Origin of the sequence: Sphaerotilus natans (assembly GCF_900156335.1) — a bacterium.
Lineage (GTDB): Bacteria > Pseudomonadota > Gammaproteobacteria > Burkholderiales > Burkholderiaceae_C > Sphaerotilus > Sphaerotilus natans.
In genome coordinates, this window is record NZ_FTMZ01000011.1 from 13,630 (window position 1) to 30,196 (window position 16,567).

Annotated in this window: 18 protein-coding genes; 4 read left to right on the forward strand and 14 right to left on the reverse strand. The window is 71.9% G+C overall.

From position 1 onward, the window contains the following. Nucleotides 1-403: 403 nt before the first annotated feature. The gene (locus tag BW996_RS11085) at nt 404-1,852 is read left to right on the forward strand and encodes a DEAD/DEAH box helicase (protein WP_037480059.1); all 1,449 of its coding nucleotides are present in this window, start codon (nt 404-406) and stop codon (nt 1,850-1,852) included. 10 nt (nt 1,853-1,862) lie between these two features. Here the strand turns inward: BW996_RS11085 and BW996_RS11090 are convergent, their stop codons facing one another. The 3 genes from BW996_RS11090 to yaaA form a co-directional block, all read right to left on the reverse strand. Then, nucleotides 1,863-2,459 (reverse strand): hypothetical protein, encoded by a 597-nt coding sequence (locus tag BW996_RS11090; protein ID WP_051631746.1) that lies wholly within the window; start codon nt 2,457-2,459, stop codon nt 1,863-1,865. Between the two features lie 56 nt (nt 2,460-2,515). Further along, nucleotides 2,516-3,373, reverse strand: a complete 858-nt coding sequence (locus BW996_RS11095) for a 2OG-Fe(II) oxygenase (RefSeq protein WP_241461901.1) — start codon at nt 3,371-3,373, stop codon at nt 2,516-2,518. Nucleotides 3,374-3,485: 112 nt separating this feature from the next. Beyond that, nucleotides 3,486-4,259 carry a peroxide stress protein YaaA gene (yaaA, locus tag BW996_RS11100; RefSeq protein WP_037480066.1) on the reverse strand — a complete coding sequence of 258 codons (774 nt, stop codon included), beginning with the start codon at nt 4,257-4,259 and terminating at the stop codon, nt 3,486-3,488. A gap of 76 nt (nt 4,260-4,335) precedes the next feature. Here yaaA and BW996_RS11105 point away from each other — a divergent pair, with 76 nt between their 5' ends. Further along, complete coding sequence (locus BW996_RS11105) at nt 4,336-4,740, forward strand: YchJ family protein (protein WP_037480068.1); 405 nt, start codon at nt 4,336-4,338, stop codon at nt 4,738-4,740. On the opposite strand, the gene BW996_RS11110 is transcribed toward BW996_RS11105, so the two are convergent. Next, entirely contained in the window at nt 4,707-5,120 is a 414-nt protein-coding gene (locus BW996_RS11110) for a hypothetical protein (RefSeq protein WP_037480071.1), read from the reverse strand. The genes BW996_RS11105 and BW996_RS11110 overlap by 34 nt on opposite strands. A 79-nt stretch (nt 5,121-5,199) precedes the next feature. On the opposite strand from BW996_RS11110, the gene nth reads away from it, so the two are divergent. Continuing rightward, entirely contained in the window at nt 5,200-5,838 is a 639-nt protein-coding gene (gene nth / locus BW996_RS11115; RefSeq protein WP_037480074.1) for an endonuclease III, read from the forward strand. Nucleotides 5,839-5,992: 154 nt separating this feature from the next. Here nth and BW996_RS11120 read toward each other — a convergent pair whose 3' ends face one another. Both BW996_RS11120 and BW996_RS11125 read right to left on the reverse strand, forming a co-directional pair. Continuing rightward, nucleotides 5,993-6,817: a cobalamin-binding protein gene (locus BW996_RS11120; RefSeq protein ID WP_051632277.1), complete on the reverse strand. Its 825-nt coding sequence runs from the start codon at nt 6,815-6,817 to the stop codon at nt 5,993-5,995. Nucleotides 6,818-6,860: 43 nt separating this feature from the next. After that, a complete protein-coding gene (locus tag BW996_RS11125; protein ID WP_037485582.1) occupies nt 6,861-7,652 on the reverse strand; it encodes an SDR family NAD(P)-dependent oxidoreductase in 792 nt (263 codons plus the stop codon). A 130-nt stretch (nt 7,653-7,782) separates the two neighbouring features. On the opposite strand from BW996_RS11125, the gene BW996_RS11130 reads away from it, so the two are divergent. Next, a complete protein-coding gene (locus BW996_RS11130; RefSeq protein ID WP_037485581.1) occupies nt 7,783-8,715 on the forward strand; it encodes a LysR family transcriptional regulator in 933 nt (310 codons plus the stop codon). A gap of 7 nt (nt 8,716-8,722) precedes the next feature. Here the strand turns inward: BW996_RS11130 and bioB are convergent, their stop codons facing one another. From bioB to BW996_RS11170, 8 genes are all read right to left on the reverse strand, one after another. Continuing rightward, nucleotides 8,723-9,760 (reverse strand): biotin synthase BioB, encoded by a 1,038-nt coding sequence (gene bioB / locus BW996_RS11135; RefSeq protein WP_076458900.1) that lies wholly within the window; start codon nt 9,758-9,760, stop codon nt 8,723-8,725. A 40-nt stretch (nt 9,761-9,800) separates the two neighbouring features. Further along, nucleotides 9,801-10,520: a dethiobiotin synthase gene (gene bioD / locus BW996_RS11140; protein ID WP_051632276.1), complete on the reverse strand. Its 720-nt coding sequence runs from the start codon at nt 10,518-10,520 to the stop codon at nt 9,801-9,803. Further along, a complete protein-coding gene (gene bioA, locus BW996_RS11145; RefSeq protein ID WP_051632275.1) occupies nt 10,510-11,916 on the reverse strand; it encodes an adenosylmethionine--8-amino-7-oxononanoate transaminase in 1,407 nt (468 codons plus the stop codon). The genes bioD and bioA overlap by 11 nt, the downstream gene beginning before the upstream one ends. A gap of 16 nt (nt 11,917-11,932) precedes the next feature. Continuing rightward, a complete protein-coding gene (gene panD / locus BW996_RS11150) occupies nt 11,933-12,328 on the reverse strand; it encodes an aspartate 1-decarboxylase (protein ID WP_037485579.1) in 396 nt (131 codons plus the stop codon). Nucleotides 12,329-12,428: 100 nt separating this feature from the next. After that, a complete protein-coding gene (locus BW996_RS11155) occupies nt 12,429-12,974 on the reverse strand; it encodes a histidine phosphatase family protein (RefSeq protein ID WP_037485577.1) in 546 nt (181 codons plus the stop codon). A gap of 35 nt (nt 12,975-13,009) precedes the next feature. Further along, complete coding sequence (gene cobS / locus BW996_RS11160; protein ID WP_175619114.1) at nt 13,010-13,801, reverse strand: adenosylcobinamide-GDP ribazoletransferase; 792 nt, start codon at nt 13,799-13,801, stop codon at nt 13,010-13,012. A gap of 16 nt (nt 13,802-13,817) precedes the next feature. Further along, nucleotides 13,818-14,882, reverse strand: a complete 1,065-nt coding sequence (gene cobT, locus BW996_RS11165; protein WP_051632279.1) for a nicotinate-nucleotide--dimethylbenzimidazole phosphoribosyltransferase — start codon at nt 14,880-14,882, stop codon at nt 13,818-13,820. Between the two features lie 62 nt (nt 14,883-14,944). Continuing rightward, nucleotides 14,945-16,423, reverse strand: a complete 1,479-nt coding sequence (locus tag BW996_RS11170; RefSeq protein WP_037485576.1) for a cobyric acid synthase — start codon at nt 16,421-16,423, stop codon at nt 14,945-14,947. Between the last annotated feature and the right edge of the window lie 144 nt (nt 16,424-16,567).

Genomic DNA, 16,567 nt, shown 5'->3' on the forward strand with positions numbered 1-16,567 from the left:
CCGCACCAGCGTGAGGCGCACCCGGATCGCGCGAGGCGCACCATGCAAGCACAAAACATGCCCATATTGGTGCAGCCCGAAGGGTCGCGGTACGCACAAGAAAACGACAAAGGCCACGAATCAGCACCTGGCGAGGGCCGCAAGATGCACAACATTTGTGCAATCACATTGCGGACGCATTTGATTGGTGCAGATGAAATCCCCCCGCCGCACCCTGCGGCAGGGGATCCGTCGGGGACCGTGACCCGGGACCGCTACAATCCCGACCCCGGTGTGCATCCCAGTCAGGACGCCGGGAGTCGCATCGGACTCGAATCGCAATCCGCGTCGCCCTCGACTGGCGCTTCCCTTGCGGGAGGACGGCAGGCGGCGCCGCCTGCACCCGTCATCCGGGTGCCTCTTCATGACGTTTGACGAACTGGGCCTGGCCCAGCCCCTCCTTCGCGCCATTCGCGAACAAGGCTACGACACCCCCACCCCGATCCAGCAGCAGGCGATTCCCGCGGTTCTCGCCGGCGGCGATCTGCTCGCCGGCGCGCAGACCGGCACCGGCAAGACGGCAGGCTTCACGCTGCCGCTGCTGCACCGCCTGGCCTCGAGCCATCCGGTCAAGGACAGCAAGGGCCGCTGGGCGATCCGCGCGCTGATCCTCACCCCCACCCGCGAACTCGCCGCCCAGGTCGAGGAGAGCGTGCGCAACTACGGCAAGCATCTGAAGCTCTCGAGCATGGTGATGTTCGGCGGCGTCGGCATGGGCCCGCAGATCGACCGCCTCAAGCGCGGCGTCGACATCCTGGTGGCCACGCCGGGCCGGCTGCTCGATCACCACCAACAGGGCACGCTGGACCTGAGCCGCGTCGAGTTCTTCGTGCTCGACGAGGCCGACCGCATGCTCGACATGGGCTTCGTGCACGACATCAAGAAGGTGCTGGCGGTGCTGCCCAAACAGAAGCAGAGCCTGCTGTTCTCGGCCACCTTCAGCGACGAGATCAAGGCGCTGGCCGAGCGGCTGCTGAACCAGCCGCGGGTCATCGAGGTGGCGCGCCGCAACACCACCGCCGAGACGATCGCGCAGCGCATCATCACCGTCGGCCGCGAGAAGAAGAAGGATCTGCTGATCCATCTGATCCAGTCGCAGGACTGGCACCAGGTGCTGGTGTTCACCCGCATGAAGCACGGCGCCAACCGGCTGTGCGAGCATCTGAACAAGGCCGGCATTTCCGCGATGGCGATTCACGGCAACAAGAGCCAGGGCGCGCGCACCAAGGCGCTGGCCGACTTCAAGAGCGGCGAGCTGTGCGTGCTGGTGGCCACCGACATCGCGGCGCGCGGCATCGACATCGACCAGCTGCCGCATGTCATCAACTACGAGCTGCCCAACGTGCCCGAGGACTATGTGCACCGCATCGGCCGCACCGGCCGCGCCGGCGCGCAGGGCGAGGCGCTGTCGCTGGTGTGCATGGACGAGGAAGGCTTCCTGGCCGACATCGAGAAGCTGATCAAGCGCAGCATTCCGCGCGAGACGGTCGCCGGCTTCGAGGCACCGGCCAGCGAGCGCGCCGAGCCGATCCAGATCGGCCGGCGCACGCTCAACGGCGGTGCACGCGGCGGCGGCAGCCAGCCGGGCAACGGCCGCGGCGGGCGCCCCGGCGGTGCGGCAGGTGCGCCGCGGGCGGCAGGTCACCCGGCCGGTGGTGCGGGTCAACCGCGGCCGGCTGGCAACCGTGGCGGCCAGGGTGCTGGCGGCGCGCGACCGGCAGCACGTCCGGCCTCGCGTCCGGCAGCGGCGGGACAGCGTCCGGGGGGCGCAGGCGGTTCAGGCCGCGGCGGCTCATCCGGCCGCGGCCACTGATCCGAAGATCTCAGGGGCGGGAGCCGTCGTTCAAGGCGGCAGCCGCCCGGACCCGGTCGGCACGGCGCTCGGCGGCCAGCTTGCGCTGCTCGGCCTGTGCCTTGACCGCTGCCTGACGGCGCTCGGCGGCACGGGTCGAGGCCTGCACCTTGGCGGGGGCCTTCGCCTTGTCGGCCCGGGCCAGCTTGCGGCGATCGGCCGCCTTGGTCACTTTCGCGGCCTTCTCGGTCTTGGCGACCTTGCCAGCCTTCTGCGCCCGGGCCGTCTTGGCGCCGTCCTTGGCAGCCGCCGACCGCTCGGCGCGCGCCTTGGCGGCCTTCTCGGCCCGCGCCTTGCGCAGCTCGGCACGGCGCTCAGCCTTGGCTGCCGCATCGGCGCGCGCCTTGTCGCTGGCGGCCTGACGTGCGGCCAGAGCCTGCTCGGCCTTCAGACGCGGCGCCGCCGCAGTCGCGGCCGGATCGCGCAGGGTCGCTGGATCAGGCCGGACAGCCGCCGGCGCGGCCGGTGCCGGCGTGGCGATCGGCATCGGCGTCTGGCCGGTGGAAGTCTGGGCCTGGGCACCGGTGGCCAGCAGCAGCGCGGCCAGCGCGGGAATCAGCATGTGCATCGGGGAGGTCTCCTGTCGGATGCGGTTTCAGTCGTTCGGTCGTTCAGTCGGGTCGCTCAGTCGAAGCGGCGCTCGCGCATCCACTTGGTGGCGACCCATTTCTCGCCGGCCAGCACCGGCGCACCACCGTGCAGCGAGCGGCTGACCGGATGGGCCCGGTCGTAGCTGAAGAAGACCGCATGGCCCTTGACCGGCGCGACCTCCAGCCGGACATCGGGAAACACGGTGGCACCGCCCGCCTCGGGCGTGTTCAGGTACATCACCAGCGTGCCGACACGCTGGCCGCCACGGCGCAGGATGCTCGGCGCGCCCGGCTGCGCCGGATCGAAATAGTCGTAGTGCGGCTTGTACTCGGCACCAGGGCCGTAGTGCAGCACCTGCAGGCCCTCGCCGTTCTCGACCGGCCAGTTCAGCAGCGCCGAGATACGGCGCTCGATGACTTCGATCAGCGCGGTCTCGCCGCGCGCGAAGAACATGCCGGCGCTGGTGCGGGCCTCATTGACCTCGCTGCCGCCGGTGACGTTGTCCACCGTCTCGGAACGCGCCAGCCTCGGCGCGGCCAGATCACGCAGCGCATCGCACTCGGCATCAGAGAGAAAGCCGGAGAAGACCACCACCCGCGGCTCATGCATCTGCAGCACCACCGCGATCTCGTGGCCGTCGGGCAGCGCCAGCCGGGCGCGACCGTCGAGACGTGGCTCGGGCACCGGCACCGGCGCGGGCAGGCCCGCGCCCGCCGCGCTGCGCTCGGCCAGAAAGCCCGACAGCGTCTGCTCGAGCGCCTCGAGCGCGACCTCCTCGTCCCAGCCGGACTGCACCATCGCCTGGAGCACCGCATCCGGCGAATGGCCAGCCTGCGCCTGCTCGAGAATCCACTGGCGGAGTTCCGGGGTGGCCGTCTGCGTGCTGCTCATCTGAAGCGTCATCCTGCAATTCTGTCAGTGTCGGCGGGCAGTCCGGACTGCCCCACATCAAGCCATCCGTGGCGATTTGTTTCCTGGTGTGACGGCTGGCATCAAAACCCGCTCAGGTGCGGCGCCGGAACACCAGCCGGTCGGGCGTGGACACCTCCGGGGCATGCGTATAGCCGTCGCGGTCGAAGCCGCGCAGCGCCTCGGGCGTGCCGAGGCGCTGCTCGATGGCGTGGCGCATCATCAGCCCGCGCGCGCGCTTGGCGTGGAAGCTGATGATCTTCCAGGCGCCGGCCTTCCAGTCCTCGAACACGCATTCGACCACCCGCGCCCGCAGCGCCGGGCGCAGCGCCGCCTTGGCATATTCCTGCGAGGCCAGGTTGACGACCACCGGCGCGGCATCGCCCGCCAGGCGCTCGTTCAGGTGCTGCGCGATGCGGTCGCCCCACCAGGCGTAGAGATCGCGGCCGCGCGGGTTGGTCCAGCGCGTGCCCATTTCCAGCCGGTAGGGCTGCAGCGCGTCGAGCGGGCGCAGCACGCCATACAGGCCCGACAGGATGACCAGGTGCTGCTGCGCCCAAGCCAGCGCCTCGGCGTCGAGCGAACCGGCCTGCAGGCCGTCGTAGACATCGCCATCGAAGGCCAGCACCGCCGGCTTGCTGTTGTCGGGCGTGGCCTCGGGCTGCCAGGCGCCGTAGCGGGCGACGTTGAGCGTGGCGAGCTTGTCCGACAGCGCCATCAGCGTGGCCAGCTGCGCGGGCGTCTGGCCGCGCAGCTGCGCGATCAGCGCGGCGGCCTCGTCGGTGAACAGGGGAACGGTCGGCCGCAGGGCCGCGGGCACCGGGGTCTCGTAGTCGAGCGACTTGGCGGGCGAGAGCAGGAACAGCATGACAGCAGAACGGGCGCGAGCAGATTCAGGCGAATCGGGAGCCTGCAGCGTAGCAGCCCGCGGGACAATTCCGCCGATGAACACGCCCGACACCCTGCCCTGCCCCTGCGGCAGCGGCCATACCCTGCAGGCCTGCTGTGGCCGCTACCACGCCGGCGCGCTGGCCGGCCAGGCACCGGACGCAGAAGCGCTAATGCGCTCGCGTTACAGCGCCTTCGTGCTCGACCGGCTCGACTACCTGCTGGCAAGCTGGCATCCGGACACGCGCCCGGCATCGCTCGAAGCCAACGAGCCGGGCTTGCGCTGGCTCGGCCTGGACGTGAAACGCCATGTGCGGCTGGACGAGACGCATGCGACGGTGGAGTTCGTCGCGCGCAGCAAGCTCGGCGGCCGCGCCCACCGGCTGCACGAGGTCAGCCGCTTCGAGCGCATCGACGGCCGCTGGTATTACCTCGACGGCGACCTGTCGTCCAGCCGCTGAGCGCTATGGCCGGCGCGCTGCAGCGCGCACATCGCCAGATGCCGGTGCACCGAGGCCGACATCAGCCGCAGCAGCATCGCCGCCGGCAGCAGCACCCACAGCGGCCCGGGCTGCGGCCCGAAGGGCAGCGCCAGCAGCGCGATCAGCGCCAGCAGCAGCGTGATCGCCGCGGCACGGGCCCAGAAATGGCCGCGCATCAGGCCCAGGCCGGTCGTGCCGGACACGGCGGTCAGCGCCACCGAGACCGGTTCGGCACAAGCCTGCAGCGCCGCCATGCCGATGAAGGACCAGCCCATCCACTGCACATCGGGGCAGGTCTGGCAGGAAGGCAGCAGACGGCTCAGGAGGGACGGCGGCAGGCGGTACGGCATGGCGGCCATTCTGGCCGGACAATCCGGGCACTCACACCCTCTGAACTGATGAATTCCCCTCAATCGAGGGCTGACGGAGACCCGGGAGATGAACGCCGACGCGATCCAGCGCTTCTTTGTCACGCTGCGTGACGCCAATCCGCAACCCGCCTCCGAGCTGGAATACAGCTCGGTGTTCGAGCTGCTGGCGGCCGTGCTGCTGTCGGCGCAGGCCACCGACGTGAGCGTCAACAAGGCGACGCGCCGGCTTTTCCCCATCGCCAACACGCCGGCCAGGATCGTCGCGCTCGGCGTGGAAGGCGTCGAGGCCCACATCCGCACCATCGGCCTGTTCCGCAACAAGGCGAAGAACCTCGTCGCCACCGCGCGGATCCTGCTGGAGCAGCACGGCGGCCAGGTGCCGCGCAGCCGCGAGGCGCTCGAGGCCCTGCCCGGCGTCGGCCGCAAGACCGCCAACGTCGTGCTCAACGTCGCCTGGGGCGAGCCGACCTGCGCGGTCGACACCCACATCTTCCGCGTCGGCAACCGCACCGGGCTGGCGCCGGGGCGCACGCCCTACGAGGTGGAGATGAAGCTGCTGGCGCGCATCCCGGCTGAGTTCGCCAAGGATGCGCACCACTGGCTGATCCTGCACGGGCGCTATGTCTGCCAGGCGCGCAAGCCGCGCTGCCAGGCCTGCGCAGTGGCGGACTGCTGCGACTTCCAGCCGAAGACGACAGCGTCGTGACAACGCGCCTCCCCGCCCCCCCGCCCGTCACCCTCGCGAAGGCGAGGGCCCACGCACGCAACCGTTGCTTGTCGCGTGGGTCCCCGCCTGCGCGGGGATGACGGAGCGATGCGGGGAGCGGAGGGACGGAGCCGAGGCCGGAGGGGGGATAGGCTCAGGCGTGCAGCTGCGCCCAGTCGAGCAGACGGCGCTGGATCTGGCGCACGCCGTCGGTCAGCGCGGCCGGACCGGGCTGCAGGATCTCGCTCGACTTGATCTCGAACACCTGCGCGTTCACCACCGCCGGCACGTCCTGCCAGCCCGGCCGCGCCATCACCTGCTCGGGGCGGAACTTGCGCCCGCACCAGGAGCCCAGGATCACGTCGGGCGCGCGGCGCGCGACCTCCAGCGGATCGGCGACGATGCGGTTCTTGCCGAGCGACTGGCCCGCGAGCTCGGGAAAGCATTCCTCGCCGCCGGCCAGCCCGATCAGCTCGGACACCCAGCCGATGCCGGTGATGATCGGCTCGTTCCATTCCTCGAAGTAGACACGCGGGCGGCGCGGCAGCGCACGCCCGGCCGCGGCCACCGCGTCCAGGCCCTGCTGCAGCTCGGCCAGCAGCGCGGCCGTCTTCTCGTGCGCGCCGACCATCGCGCCCACCATCGCCACCATGCGCAGCACCTCGGCCACGCTGCGCTGGTTGAAGACATGCACCGCGACACCGGCGCGGATCAGCTGGCTGGCGATGTCGGCCTGCAGGTCCGAGAAGCCCAGCACCAGGTCGGGCTCCAGGTCGAGGATCTTGTCGATCTTCGCGCTCAGGTAGGCCGAGACGCGGGGCTTGTCGCGCCGGGCCTCGGGCGGGCGCACGGTGTAGCCGGAAATGCCGACGATGCGATCCTGCTCGCCGAGCAGGTAGAGCGTCTCGGTCGTCTCCTCGGTCAGGCAGACGATGCGGCGGGGGAACAGGTCGGAGGAAAGAGGAGCGGCGGCTTGCATGGGGAGCCATGGTAGGCGCTCCGGCAGGCCGATGCCGCGGCTTTCAGAGCAGCACGCCGCCCGACGCCTCGATGCGCTGGCCGTTGATCCAGCCGGTGCGATCGGACAGCAGCGCGCTCACGGCCGCGCCGATGTCGTCGGGCAGACCGACCCGCCCGAGCGCGGTCTGCGACGCGATCATCGCGTTGAGCGCTTGGTTGTCGCGCACGGCGCCGCCGCCGAAGTCGGTCTCGATCGCTCCGGGCGCCAGCGTGTTGACACGGATGCGGCGCCCACCCAGCTCCTTGGCCAGATAGCGCGTCATCACCTCGACCGCGCCCTTCATCATCGCGTAGGCGCCGTAGCCAGGCAGGCTGAAGCGCGCCAGCCCGCTGGAGACGTTCAGGATGCTGCCGCCGTCGCGCAGCAGGGGCAGCAGGGCCTGCGTCAGGAAGAGCACGCCCTTCAGATGCACGTTCATGAGCGCGTCGAACTGAGCCTCGGTCGTCTCGGCGAGCGGGGCGTGCACGCCGGACCCGGCATTGTTGACCAGCGCATCCAGCGCCACGGCGCCGAAATCGCGCGCCAGCACCTCGCTCAGCGCGGTGACGAAGCGGGCAAAGCCGGCGGTGCTCGACGTGTCCAGCGGCAGGGCGGCGACTCGGCGGTCCGAGGTGCGCGGATCGGCGGCCAGCTCGGCGCGCAGCGCATCGGCCGCATCCACGCGCTGGTGGTAGGTGAACACCACGTCCCAGCCATCGCGGGCCAGGTGCAGCACGGCCGAGCGGCCCAGGCCGCGACTGCCGCCAGTGACGAGAACAACACGGCGCGGGCAGAGGAAAGAATCGGTGCTCATCGGGGGTTCCTGGGAACGAAGGAAGAAGGTCGCCACTCTATTCAGGCATCTAATCCGGACAAACCCCATCACCCCGATCACACTGTCTCGTCTCATCGTCCAATCCGGCCGGAATCGAGCATGATCGGGCATGACTTCTCCCGCCTTCTCCCCGGACGATCTGCGTGTCTTCCTGAGGGTGGCCGCGCTGGCGAGCTTCAGCGAGGCCGCGCGCCAGCTCGACCTGCCCCGGGCCACCGTGTCCTCGGCGGTGCAGCGGCTGGAGGCGCACCTGGGCACCCGACTGCTGCACCGCACGACCCGCCGCGTGCAGCTCACGCCCGATGGCCAGGCCTTCGCCGAGCGCGGCCAGGACGTGCTGGCGGACCTGGACGAGCTGCGCACGCTGTTCCAGCACGATCCGGCTCAGCTCACCGGCCGGCTGCGCGTGGACATGCCGCTGGGCGTCGCCCGCGGACAGGTGCTGCCGCGGCTGCCCGAGTTCCTGGCCCGGCATCCGGCGCTGAAGATCGACGTGTGCAGCACCGACCGGCGCGTCGACCTGGTGCGCGAGGGCTTCGACTGCGTGCTGCGGGTGGGGCCGGTGGTGGCCGAGGGGCTGGTGGCCCGGCCGCTCGGGGCGCTGGCGATGGCCAACATCGCCAGTCCGGCCTATCTGGCCCGTCACGGCGTGCCGACCGGCCTGGCCGATCTGGAACGGCACCGGCTGGTGCATTACCAGCCCAACCCGGGCGTGCGGCCGGCGGGCTTCGAGTTCGTCGACCCGGAGGGTCCGCCCGGCGACGACCGCACCCGCTCGATCGCGATGCCGGGCGCGGTCACGGTCAACAACAGCGAGGGCTACATGGCCGCCTGCGAAGCCGGGCTGGGCATCGTGCAGATCCCGCGCGCACGCGCACGAGAGCGCATCGCGGCCGGCACGGTAGTCGAGATCCTGCCCGACCACCGGCCGGCACCGATGCCGGTCACGCTGCTGTACGCGCACCGGCGACACCAGCCACGGCGCGTGCGCAGCTTCATGGACTGGCTGGCCGGGCTGTTCGGGCCCGACGCGGCATCCTGAAACGCGCTCAGGCGCTGGTCTTCATGCCCAGCTTGTCCAGCAGCGCGCGATCGCGCTCGGACTGAGGGTTGCCGGTGGTCAGCAGCTTGTCGCCGTAGAAGATCGAGTTGGCGCCGGCCAGGAAGCACAGCGCCTGGATCGCCTCGCTCATCTGCTCGCGACCGGCCGACAGGCGCACGCGCGCGGTCGGCATGGTGATGCGGGCGACCGCGATGGTGCGCACGAACTCGAGCGGATCGAGCTTGTCGGTGCCGTGCAGCGGCGTGCCCTCGACCTGCACCAGCTCGTTGATCGGCACCGATTCCGGGTAGGGCGTCAGGTTGGCGATCTGTGCGACCAGCCCGGCGCGCTCGCGGCGCGACTCGCCCATGCCGACGATGCCGCCGCAGCACACCGACATGCCGGCGCGGCGCACGTTCTCCAGCGTGTCCAGGCGGTCCTGGTAGTCGCGGGTGGAGATGATGCGGCCGTAGGCCTCAGGGGCGGTGTCGAGGTTGTGGTTGTAGTAGTCGAGGCCGGCTTCCTTGAGCGTCTGCGCCTGCGTCTCGCTCAGCATGCCCAGCGTGCAGCAGGTCTCCAGGCCCATCGCCTTCACGCCCGAGACCAGCTCGGCGACCTTCTCGATGTCGCGGTCCTTGGGCGCGCGCCATGCGGCGCCCATGCAGAAGCGCGTCGCGCCCTGGCCCTTGGCGCAGCTCGCGGCCTCCAGCACCGCCTTGATGTCGAGCATCTTGCCGGCCTCGACGCCGGTATCGTGGTGCACCGACTGCGGGCAGTAGCCGCAGTCCTCCGGGCAGCCGCCGGTCTTGATCGACAAGAGCGTCGAGAGCTGCACCTCGTTGGCGTCGAAGTGGGCGCGGTGCACCTGCTGCGCCTGCCAGAGCAGGTCGTTGAAGGGCAGCGCGAACAGCGCCTCGATCGCCTCGACGCTCCAGCGGGCGTCCGCGGCGGGCTCGGCCGCACGTGCCGGCCGCACCAGCGTGATCGGCTGCGAGACGTCGGCGGACGGGGCAGCGCAGGCGGACGGGTTCTGGACAAGGCTCATTCGGGAATCTCCAGCGCGGGAACAAGAAGCGCGCAACAGGTCAGGACAGGAAAAGGCTCGGCTGCCAGCCCTCGGGCCAGCGCGAGGCGTGCGGCACGTCGGCCAGCAGCGGCGCCGGAATGTGCCGGCGCAGGAAATCGAGGTTCTCGTCGGCGCAGGCCATCGCCGGGTCGATGCGGTTGGCAACCCAGCCGGCCAGCGTCAGGCCGCGGGCGCGCACCGCCTCGGCGGTCAGCAGTGCATGGTTCAGGCAGCCCAGGCGCAGGCCGACGACCAGCACCAGCGGCACGCCCAGCGCCTGCGCCAGATCGGCGCCGGTCAGCAGCGGTGCGCCGGGCGCAGGATCGCCATCGCCCTCGTCCAGCGGCACGAGAAAGCCGCCGGCGCCCTCGACGATCACCCGGTCGGCCTGGGCGCACAGCGCACGGTGCGCCGCGACGATCGGCGCCAGCGTGATGCGCCGGCCCGCGCGCTGCGCCGCCAGGTGCGGCGACAGCGGATCGGGCAGGCAGAACGGATTGACCAGCGCCGGATCAGCCGCGACATTGCCAGCCGCCTGCAGCGTCAGCACGTCGCCGCAGGCCAGCGAGCCGTCGGGCTGCGGATCGATCCCCGCGGCCACCGGCTTCATGCCGACCGCGCGCAGCCCGGCCTGCACCGCGCCGCGCAGCAGCGCCGCGCTCACCAGCGACTTGCCGACGCCGGTGTCGGTGCCGATCACGAAGACCGAGCGCAGATCGGGCCGTGAATCAGACTGCATCGATGGCTCCCGTTCCTGCCGGAGCCGGCATGGGCGCGACCTCGCCCTCCTGCGCCAGCGTGGCCTCCAGCGCCTCCAGCGCGGTGCGCGCCAGGAAGGCGCCGCTGCCGTCCTCGCCGGCCGGGTCGATCGCGTAGGGCGGCATCAGGTAGAGCGTGCGGCCGATCGGGCGCAGCAGCAGGCCGCGCTCCAGCGCCGCGCGGCCGTAGCGGCGGGCGAAGTCGGGCAGCGTCGTGTCGATGTCCCAGGCCCAGATCATGCCGGTGCGCCGGGCGTGGCGCACCCGCGGGTGCGCGTGCAGCGGCGCCAGCCGGGCGTCGAGCGCCGCGGCCGTCTCGCGGTTGCGCTCCAGCACCGCCTCGCGCTCGAAGAGGTCGAGCACCGCCAGCGCCGCGCGGCAGGCCAGCGGGTTGCCGGTGTAGGAATGCGAATGCAGGAAGCCGCGCGCGACCTCGTCGTCCCAGAAGGCGCGGTAGACCGCGTCGGTGGTCAGCACCGCCGAGAGCGGCAGCATGCCGCCGGTCAGGCCCTTGGACAGGCACAGGAAGTCCGGCCGGATGCCGGCCTGCTGGTGCGCGAACAGCGTGCCGGTGCGGCCGAAGCCGACGGCGATCTCGTCGAGCACCAGATGCACGCGCCAGCGGTCGCAGAGCTCGCGCACCCGGCGCAGGTAGACCGGATCGTGCATCGCCATGCCGGAGGCGCACTGCACCAGCGGCTCCAGGATGACGGCGGCGGTCTGCGCGTGGTTCGCCTCCAGCCAGACGGCCAGCGCGGCGGCGGCGCGCTCGGCCACGTCGGCGGCGCTTTCACCGGCGCGAGCCAACCGGGCGTCGGGGCTCTCGACGCTGGCGGCCAGGCGCACCAGCGGCGCGTAGGCGTCGCGGAAGATGCCCAGATCGGTCACCGCCAGCGCGCCCACCGTCTCGCCGTGGTAGCCGCCGGCCAGGCCGACGAAGCGGGTCTTGTCCGGCTCGCCCTGGTTGCGCCAGGCGTGCGCGCTCATCTTCAGCGCGATCTCGGTGGCCGAGGCGCCGTCGCTGCCGTAGAACGCATGGCCCAGGCCGGTGAGCGCGCCCAGGCGCTCGGACAGCTCCACCACCGGCGGATGGGTGAAGCCGGCCAGCATGACGTGGTCCAGCCGGCCGAGCTGGTCGACCAGCGCCTCGCGCAGCGCCGGGTGGTTGTGGCCGAACAGGTTGACCCACCAGGAGCTGATGCCGTCGAGGATGCGGCGCCCCTCGGCGTCATGCAGCCAGACGCCCTCGGCGCGCACCACCGGCACCAGCGGCAGGCCGGGGCGGCCGCCGGGCTGGCCCTCGTGCAGCTTCATCTGGGTGCAGGGATGCCACACCGCGCGCAGGCTGCGGGCGCGCCAGTCGTCGTTCAGGCTCACGTCGGCCGGTCCTTCTTCAGCGCAGCGGCGAGGTCTGCTCCGGGTTCTCCGGATGCGAGCGCAGTTCCTTGACCTGGTTCTTCTCGTCCATGAAGACGAGCTTGGGCTCGTGGGCGGCCACGCCCTCCTCCGCCACCAGGCCGAAGGCGGCGATGATGATCAGGTCGCCCACCGCCGCGCGGCGCGCCGCCGAGCCGTTCAGCGAGAAGATGCCGCTGCCGCGCGGCGCCTTGATCGCGTAGGTGACGAAGCGCTCGCCGTTGTTGATGTTCCAGATGTGGATCTGCTCGTTCTCGCAGAGATTGGCGGCGTCCATCAGGTCCTCGTCGATGCCGCAGGAGCCTTCGTAGTGCAGCTCGCAGTGGGTGACGGTGGCGCGGTGGATCTTGGACTTCAGCAGCGTGCGAAACATGGCGGTCGGGATCGGATGAGTCGGTCGGAGGCGGCGGATGGTAACGGCTGGCGGAGCGATGCGCCGCAGTCCGACCGAGTCGGACGGCCGTAATTATTAATCACAAAAGGGTCGCCACACGAATGGCCCCATGGCGCGGTGGCGCCGGCCAGTCGGCGGCGGTGGGCGCGTCCCGTCGGCCGTGCAGCGCCAACGCGTTCATCCAGCCGGCATGACCGACCGCCAGCACCGGCCGGTCCCGGGACGCCAGCTGCGCCAGCACGTCGGCGACCCGCACGCGCAGCTGCGCCAGCGACTCGCCGCCGCCGGGCGCGTGGCCGGCGAAGTCGGCCTCCCACGCGGCCACCTCGGCCCAGGCGATCTCGCGCCAGGGCCGGCCGTCCCAGCGGCCGAAGTCCAGCTCGATCAGGCCGGGCTCGATGCGGTGCGTCCAGCCCCAGCGGCGCAGCCAGCGCCCGACCTCGCGCCCGCGCTGCAGCGGCGAGGTGAGGATCTCGCGTGGCAGGCCGTGGCGGCGCGCGTGCTGGCGGATGCGGTGCGCCAGGCGGCGGGCCTTGCGCGGATCGACCGGCAGGTCGGTGCGCCCCAGGCAGTGGCCGGCGGCGCCGACCGGCTTCGGATGGCGCCAGATGTGCAGTTCGTTCATGCCCTGCCCTCTCAGGTCACGTTTCAGGTCACGTTTCAGGCCACGCCCAGCGCCGCCAGCCAGCCCAGCAGGCCGGCAACCTCGCCGAGCTGCTGCGAGGCGCCCAGCGTGTCGCCGGTGTAGCCGCCCAGGCGCTGCCGGTACCAGCGCGCGCACCAGGCCGTCATCGCGGCCATGGCGCCAGCGCCGGCCAGCACGGGCAGCGCGTCGACCCACGCGGCCACGCCCGCGCACAGCGCCAGCGCCACCCCGATCACCCAGCCCAGGCCGCCGCCGGAGATCTGCTGCGCCATCGGCTTGGCCTTGGCGTGCTCGGGGTCGCCGGCGTAGGGCAGCGCACGCAGCAGCAGCACCGGCGCGACCCGCGACAGGCCGTGCGCCCAGACGGTGGCCAGCGCGGCGCTGGCCAGGTCGTGCGCGGCCAGCCCGTGCAGCGCCGCGGCCTTCAGCCCCAGCACGCCGACCAGGCCGAGCGCGCCGTAGCTGCCCAGGCGCGAGTCCTTCATGATGATCAGCGCGCGCTCGCGGCTGACGCTGCCGCCCAGGCCGTCGCAGGTGTCGGCCAGGCCGTCCTCGTGGAAGCCGCCGGTCATCCAGACGGTGGCCGCCATCGACAGGCCCACCGCCACCGACAGCGGCCACAGCCCGCCCGCGCCCAGCAGCACCGCCGCGCCGACCGCACCGACGCACAGCCCGACCAGCGGGTAATGCCGCGAGCTGGCGTGCATCCACTCCGGCGACCAGCCCACCCAGGCCGGCACCGGCACGCGGGTGAAGAACTGCAGCGCCACGAAGAACAGGCGCAGCTCGTGCAGCAAGAGGCTCATCGGGCGGTTTCCGCGCTCAGGCCTCGCGGTCGGACACGCCGGCCGCCTCGAAGCTGGCCATCTCGGCCAGGATGCGGCAGGCGGACTCCAGCAGCGGCCAGGCCAGCGCACCGCCCGAGCCCTCGCCCAGGCGCAGGCCCAGCGCCAGCAGCGGCTCGGCCTCCAGGCGGGCGAGCATCAGCCGGTGGCCGCTCTCGTCGGACTGGTGCGAGAACACGCAGCGCTGCAGCACCGCCGGCGCCAGCCGCGAGGCCACCAGCACCGCGCTGGTGACGATGAAGCCGTCGACGACGATGACGCGGCGCTCGGCTGCGGCCTGCAGCACCGCGCCGACCATCATCGCGATCTCGAAGCCGCCCAGCGCCGCCAGCGCCGCCAGCGGGTCGGTCGCCTCGGCGTGGCGCGCCAGCACCTGGCGCAGGATCTCGGTCTTGCGCACCAGCGCCGGGCCATCGACGCCGGTGCCGCGGCCGGTGCAGCGGTCGATCGCCTCGCCGGTCAGCCGCGCCATCAGCAGCGCCGCGGCCGAGGTGTTGCCGATGCCCATCTCGCCCAGCAGCAGCGCATTGCCCGGCAGGCTGCGCACCACGCCGGCGCCGGTCTCGATCGCGGCGACGCATTCGGCCAGCGACATCGCCGGCTCCTGCAGCGCGTCGGCGGTGCCCCAGCCGATCTTGCGCGAGATCAGGCCTGGGCGCGGCGCGAACTCGTGCTTGACGCCCGCGTCGACCACCGACAGCGCCAGCCCGTGCTGGCGCGCCAGCACGCTGACCGCCGCGCCGCCAGCCAGGAAGTTCTCGACCATCTGCCAGGTGACCTCGCTCGGGAAGGCGGAGACGCCGCGCGCGGCCAGGCCGTGGTCGGCGGCGAACACCACCATCTGCGGATGCTGGAGCTGCGGGCGCTCGCGGCCCTGGATGCGTGCCAGCGTCAGCGCCAGCGACTCCAGCCGGCCCAGCGAGCCCTGCGGCTTGGTCTTGCGGTCCAGCGCGAGCTGCACGCGCGCCTGCAGCGCCTCGTCATGCAGGTCGGCGACATCGAGCAGCCCGGCGAGTGCAGCGCGGGCGGAAATCAGGTCCATCGTCATCGGTCTTGTCCTTTGTGCTTCTCGGTGGGACAGGGGAAATCAGGTCGGCGGGCGGATCAGCGGATCAGCACGTCCAGCGTGCCCGGCGCGACATGGCGATCGAGGAAGTCAGCCAGGCCGTCGAAGACGGCGTCGAGCGTGCGCACCTGCGCGCCGAACAGCGCGCGCAGCACCGCCGGCGACTCGAACAGGCCGTGCGCGTACAGGCCCAGCACCGGGCCGTGCTGCCAGCCCAGCACCTCGCCGGCGGCGTTGCGCAGCGCCACCGCCGGCGCGGGCAGATCGGCATGCGGCGCGGTGCGGCCGTGGTGGATCTCGTAGCCGTCGAAGCGCACGCCCGAGAGCGCCGCCCACGGGCCGCTCAGCGCGGCGAAGGTGGCCTGCGTCGGCGCCAGCAGCTTGTCGGGCTCGAACAGCGTCACCAGCGGCAGCAGGCCCAGGCCGGGGCCGTTGCTCTCGCCGCCGGGCGAGTCGATGCCGTGCAGGTCGACCAGCGCCTCGCCCAGCATCTGCAGGCCGCCGCAAATGCCCAGCACCGCGCCGCCGGCGGCCGCATGGCGCGCGATCGCCGCGTCGAGCCTCTGCGCGCGCAGCCAGGCCAGGTCGGCGCCGGTGTGCTTGGAGCCGGGCAGGATGATCCAGTCGGCGCCGTCGAGGTCATGCGGATGGCCCGCCCAGACCAGGCGCACGCCAGCGAGGTTGCGCAGCGGCTGGAACTCGTCGAGGTTGCTCAGGCGCGGATAGGCCACCACCGCCACCCGCAGCGGGCGTGCCGCCGCCGCGCCGCCGCTGGCGCGGTCGTCGAAGACGCCGTCTTCCTCGGGCAGGCCGTGCTCGCGCCACATCGGCAGCACCGCCAGCGTGGGCACGCCGGTGAGCTGCTCGAGCATTTCCGGCCCCGGCGCGAGCAGGCCCGCGTCGCCGCGGAAGCGGTTGAGCACGAAGCCGCGGATCAGCGCGCGTTCGTCGGGCGGCAGCAGCTGGTGCGTGCCGTAGAGGTGCGCGAAGGCACCGCCGCGGTCGATGTCGGTCACCAGCAGGCAGGCGGCCTGGGCCGCGCGCGCGGTGCGCATGTTGACGTAGTCGCTGCTGTGCAGATTGATCTCGGCGGGCGAGCCCGCGCCCTCGATCACGACCAGATCATGCTCGGCCTGCAGCGCGGCCAGCGCCTGGCGCGCGTACGGCCACAGCGCCTCGCTGCGCTGGCGCCACGGCACCTCGGCCAGATCGCGGCGCACCTCGCCCATCACCACGACCTGGCTGCGGGTGTCGGCCTCGGGCTTGAGCAGCACCGGGTTGTGGCGCACCTCGGGCGCGGTGCGTGCGGCCAGCGCCTGGAAATACTGCGCGCTGCCGATCTCGCCCATGCGCCCGTCGGGGGCAGGCACGACCCGCGCGTTATTGCTCATGTTCTGCGCCTTGAACGGCGCCACCCGCAGGCCGCGCCGCGCAGACCAGCGGCACAGCGCGGTGGCCAGCCAGCTCTTGCCCGCCCCGCTGGTGGTGCCCAGCACCATGATCGCCTTGCCTGTCATCGTTCTCGCGTTCCCGTTCCTGATTTCGATGCTGATCGCATCCTCTCACCCGCTCACCCTCTTGCCGTCATGCCCGCGAAGGCGGGCACCCACGCGGGCACAACCCCTCCCTGGCGCATGTGGGCCCTCGCCTTCGCGAGGGTG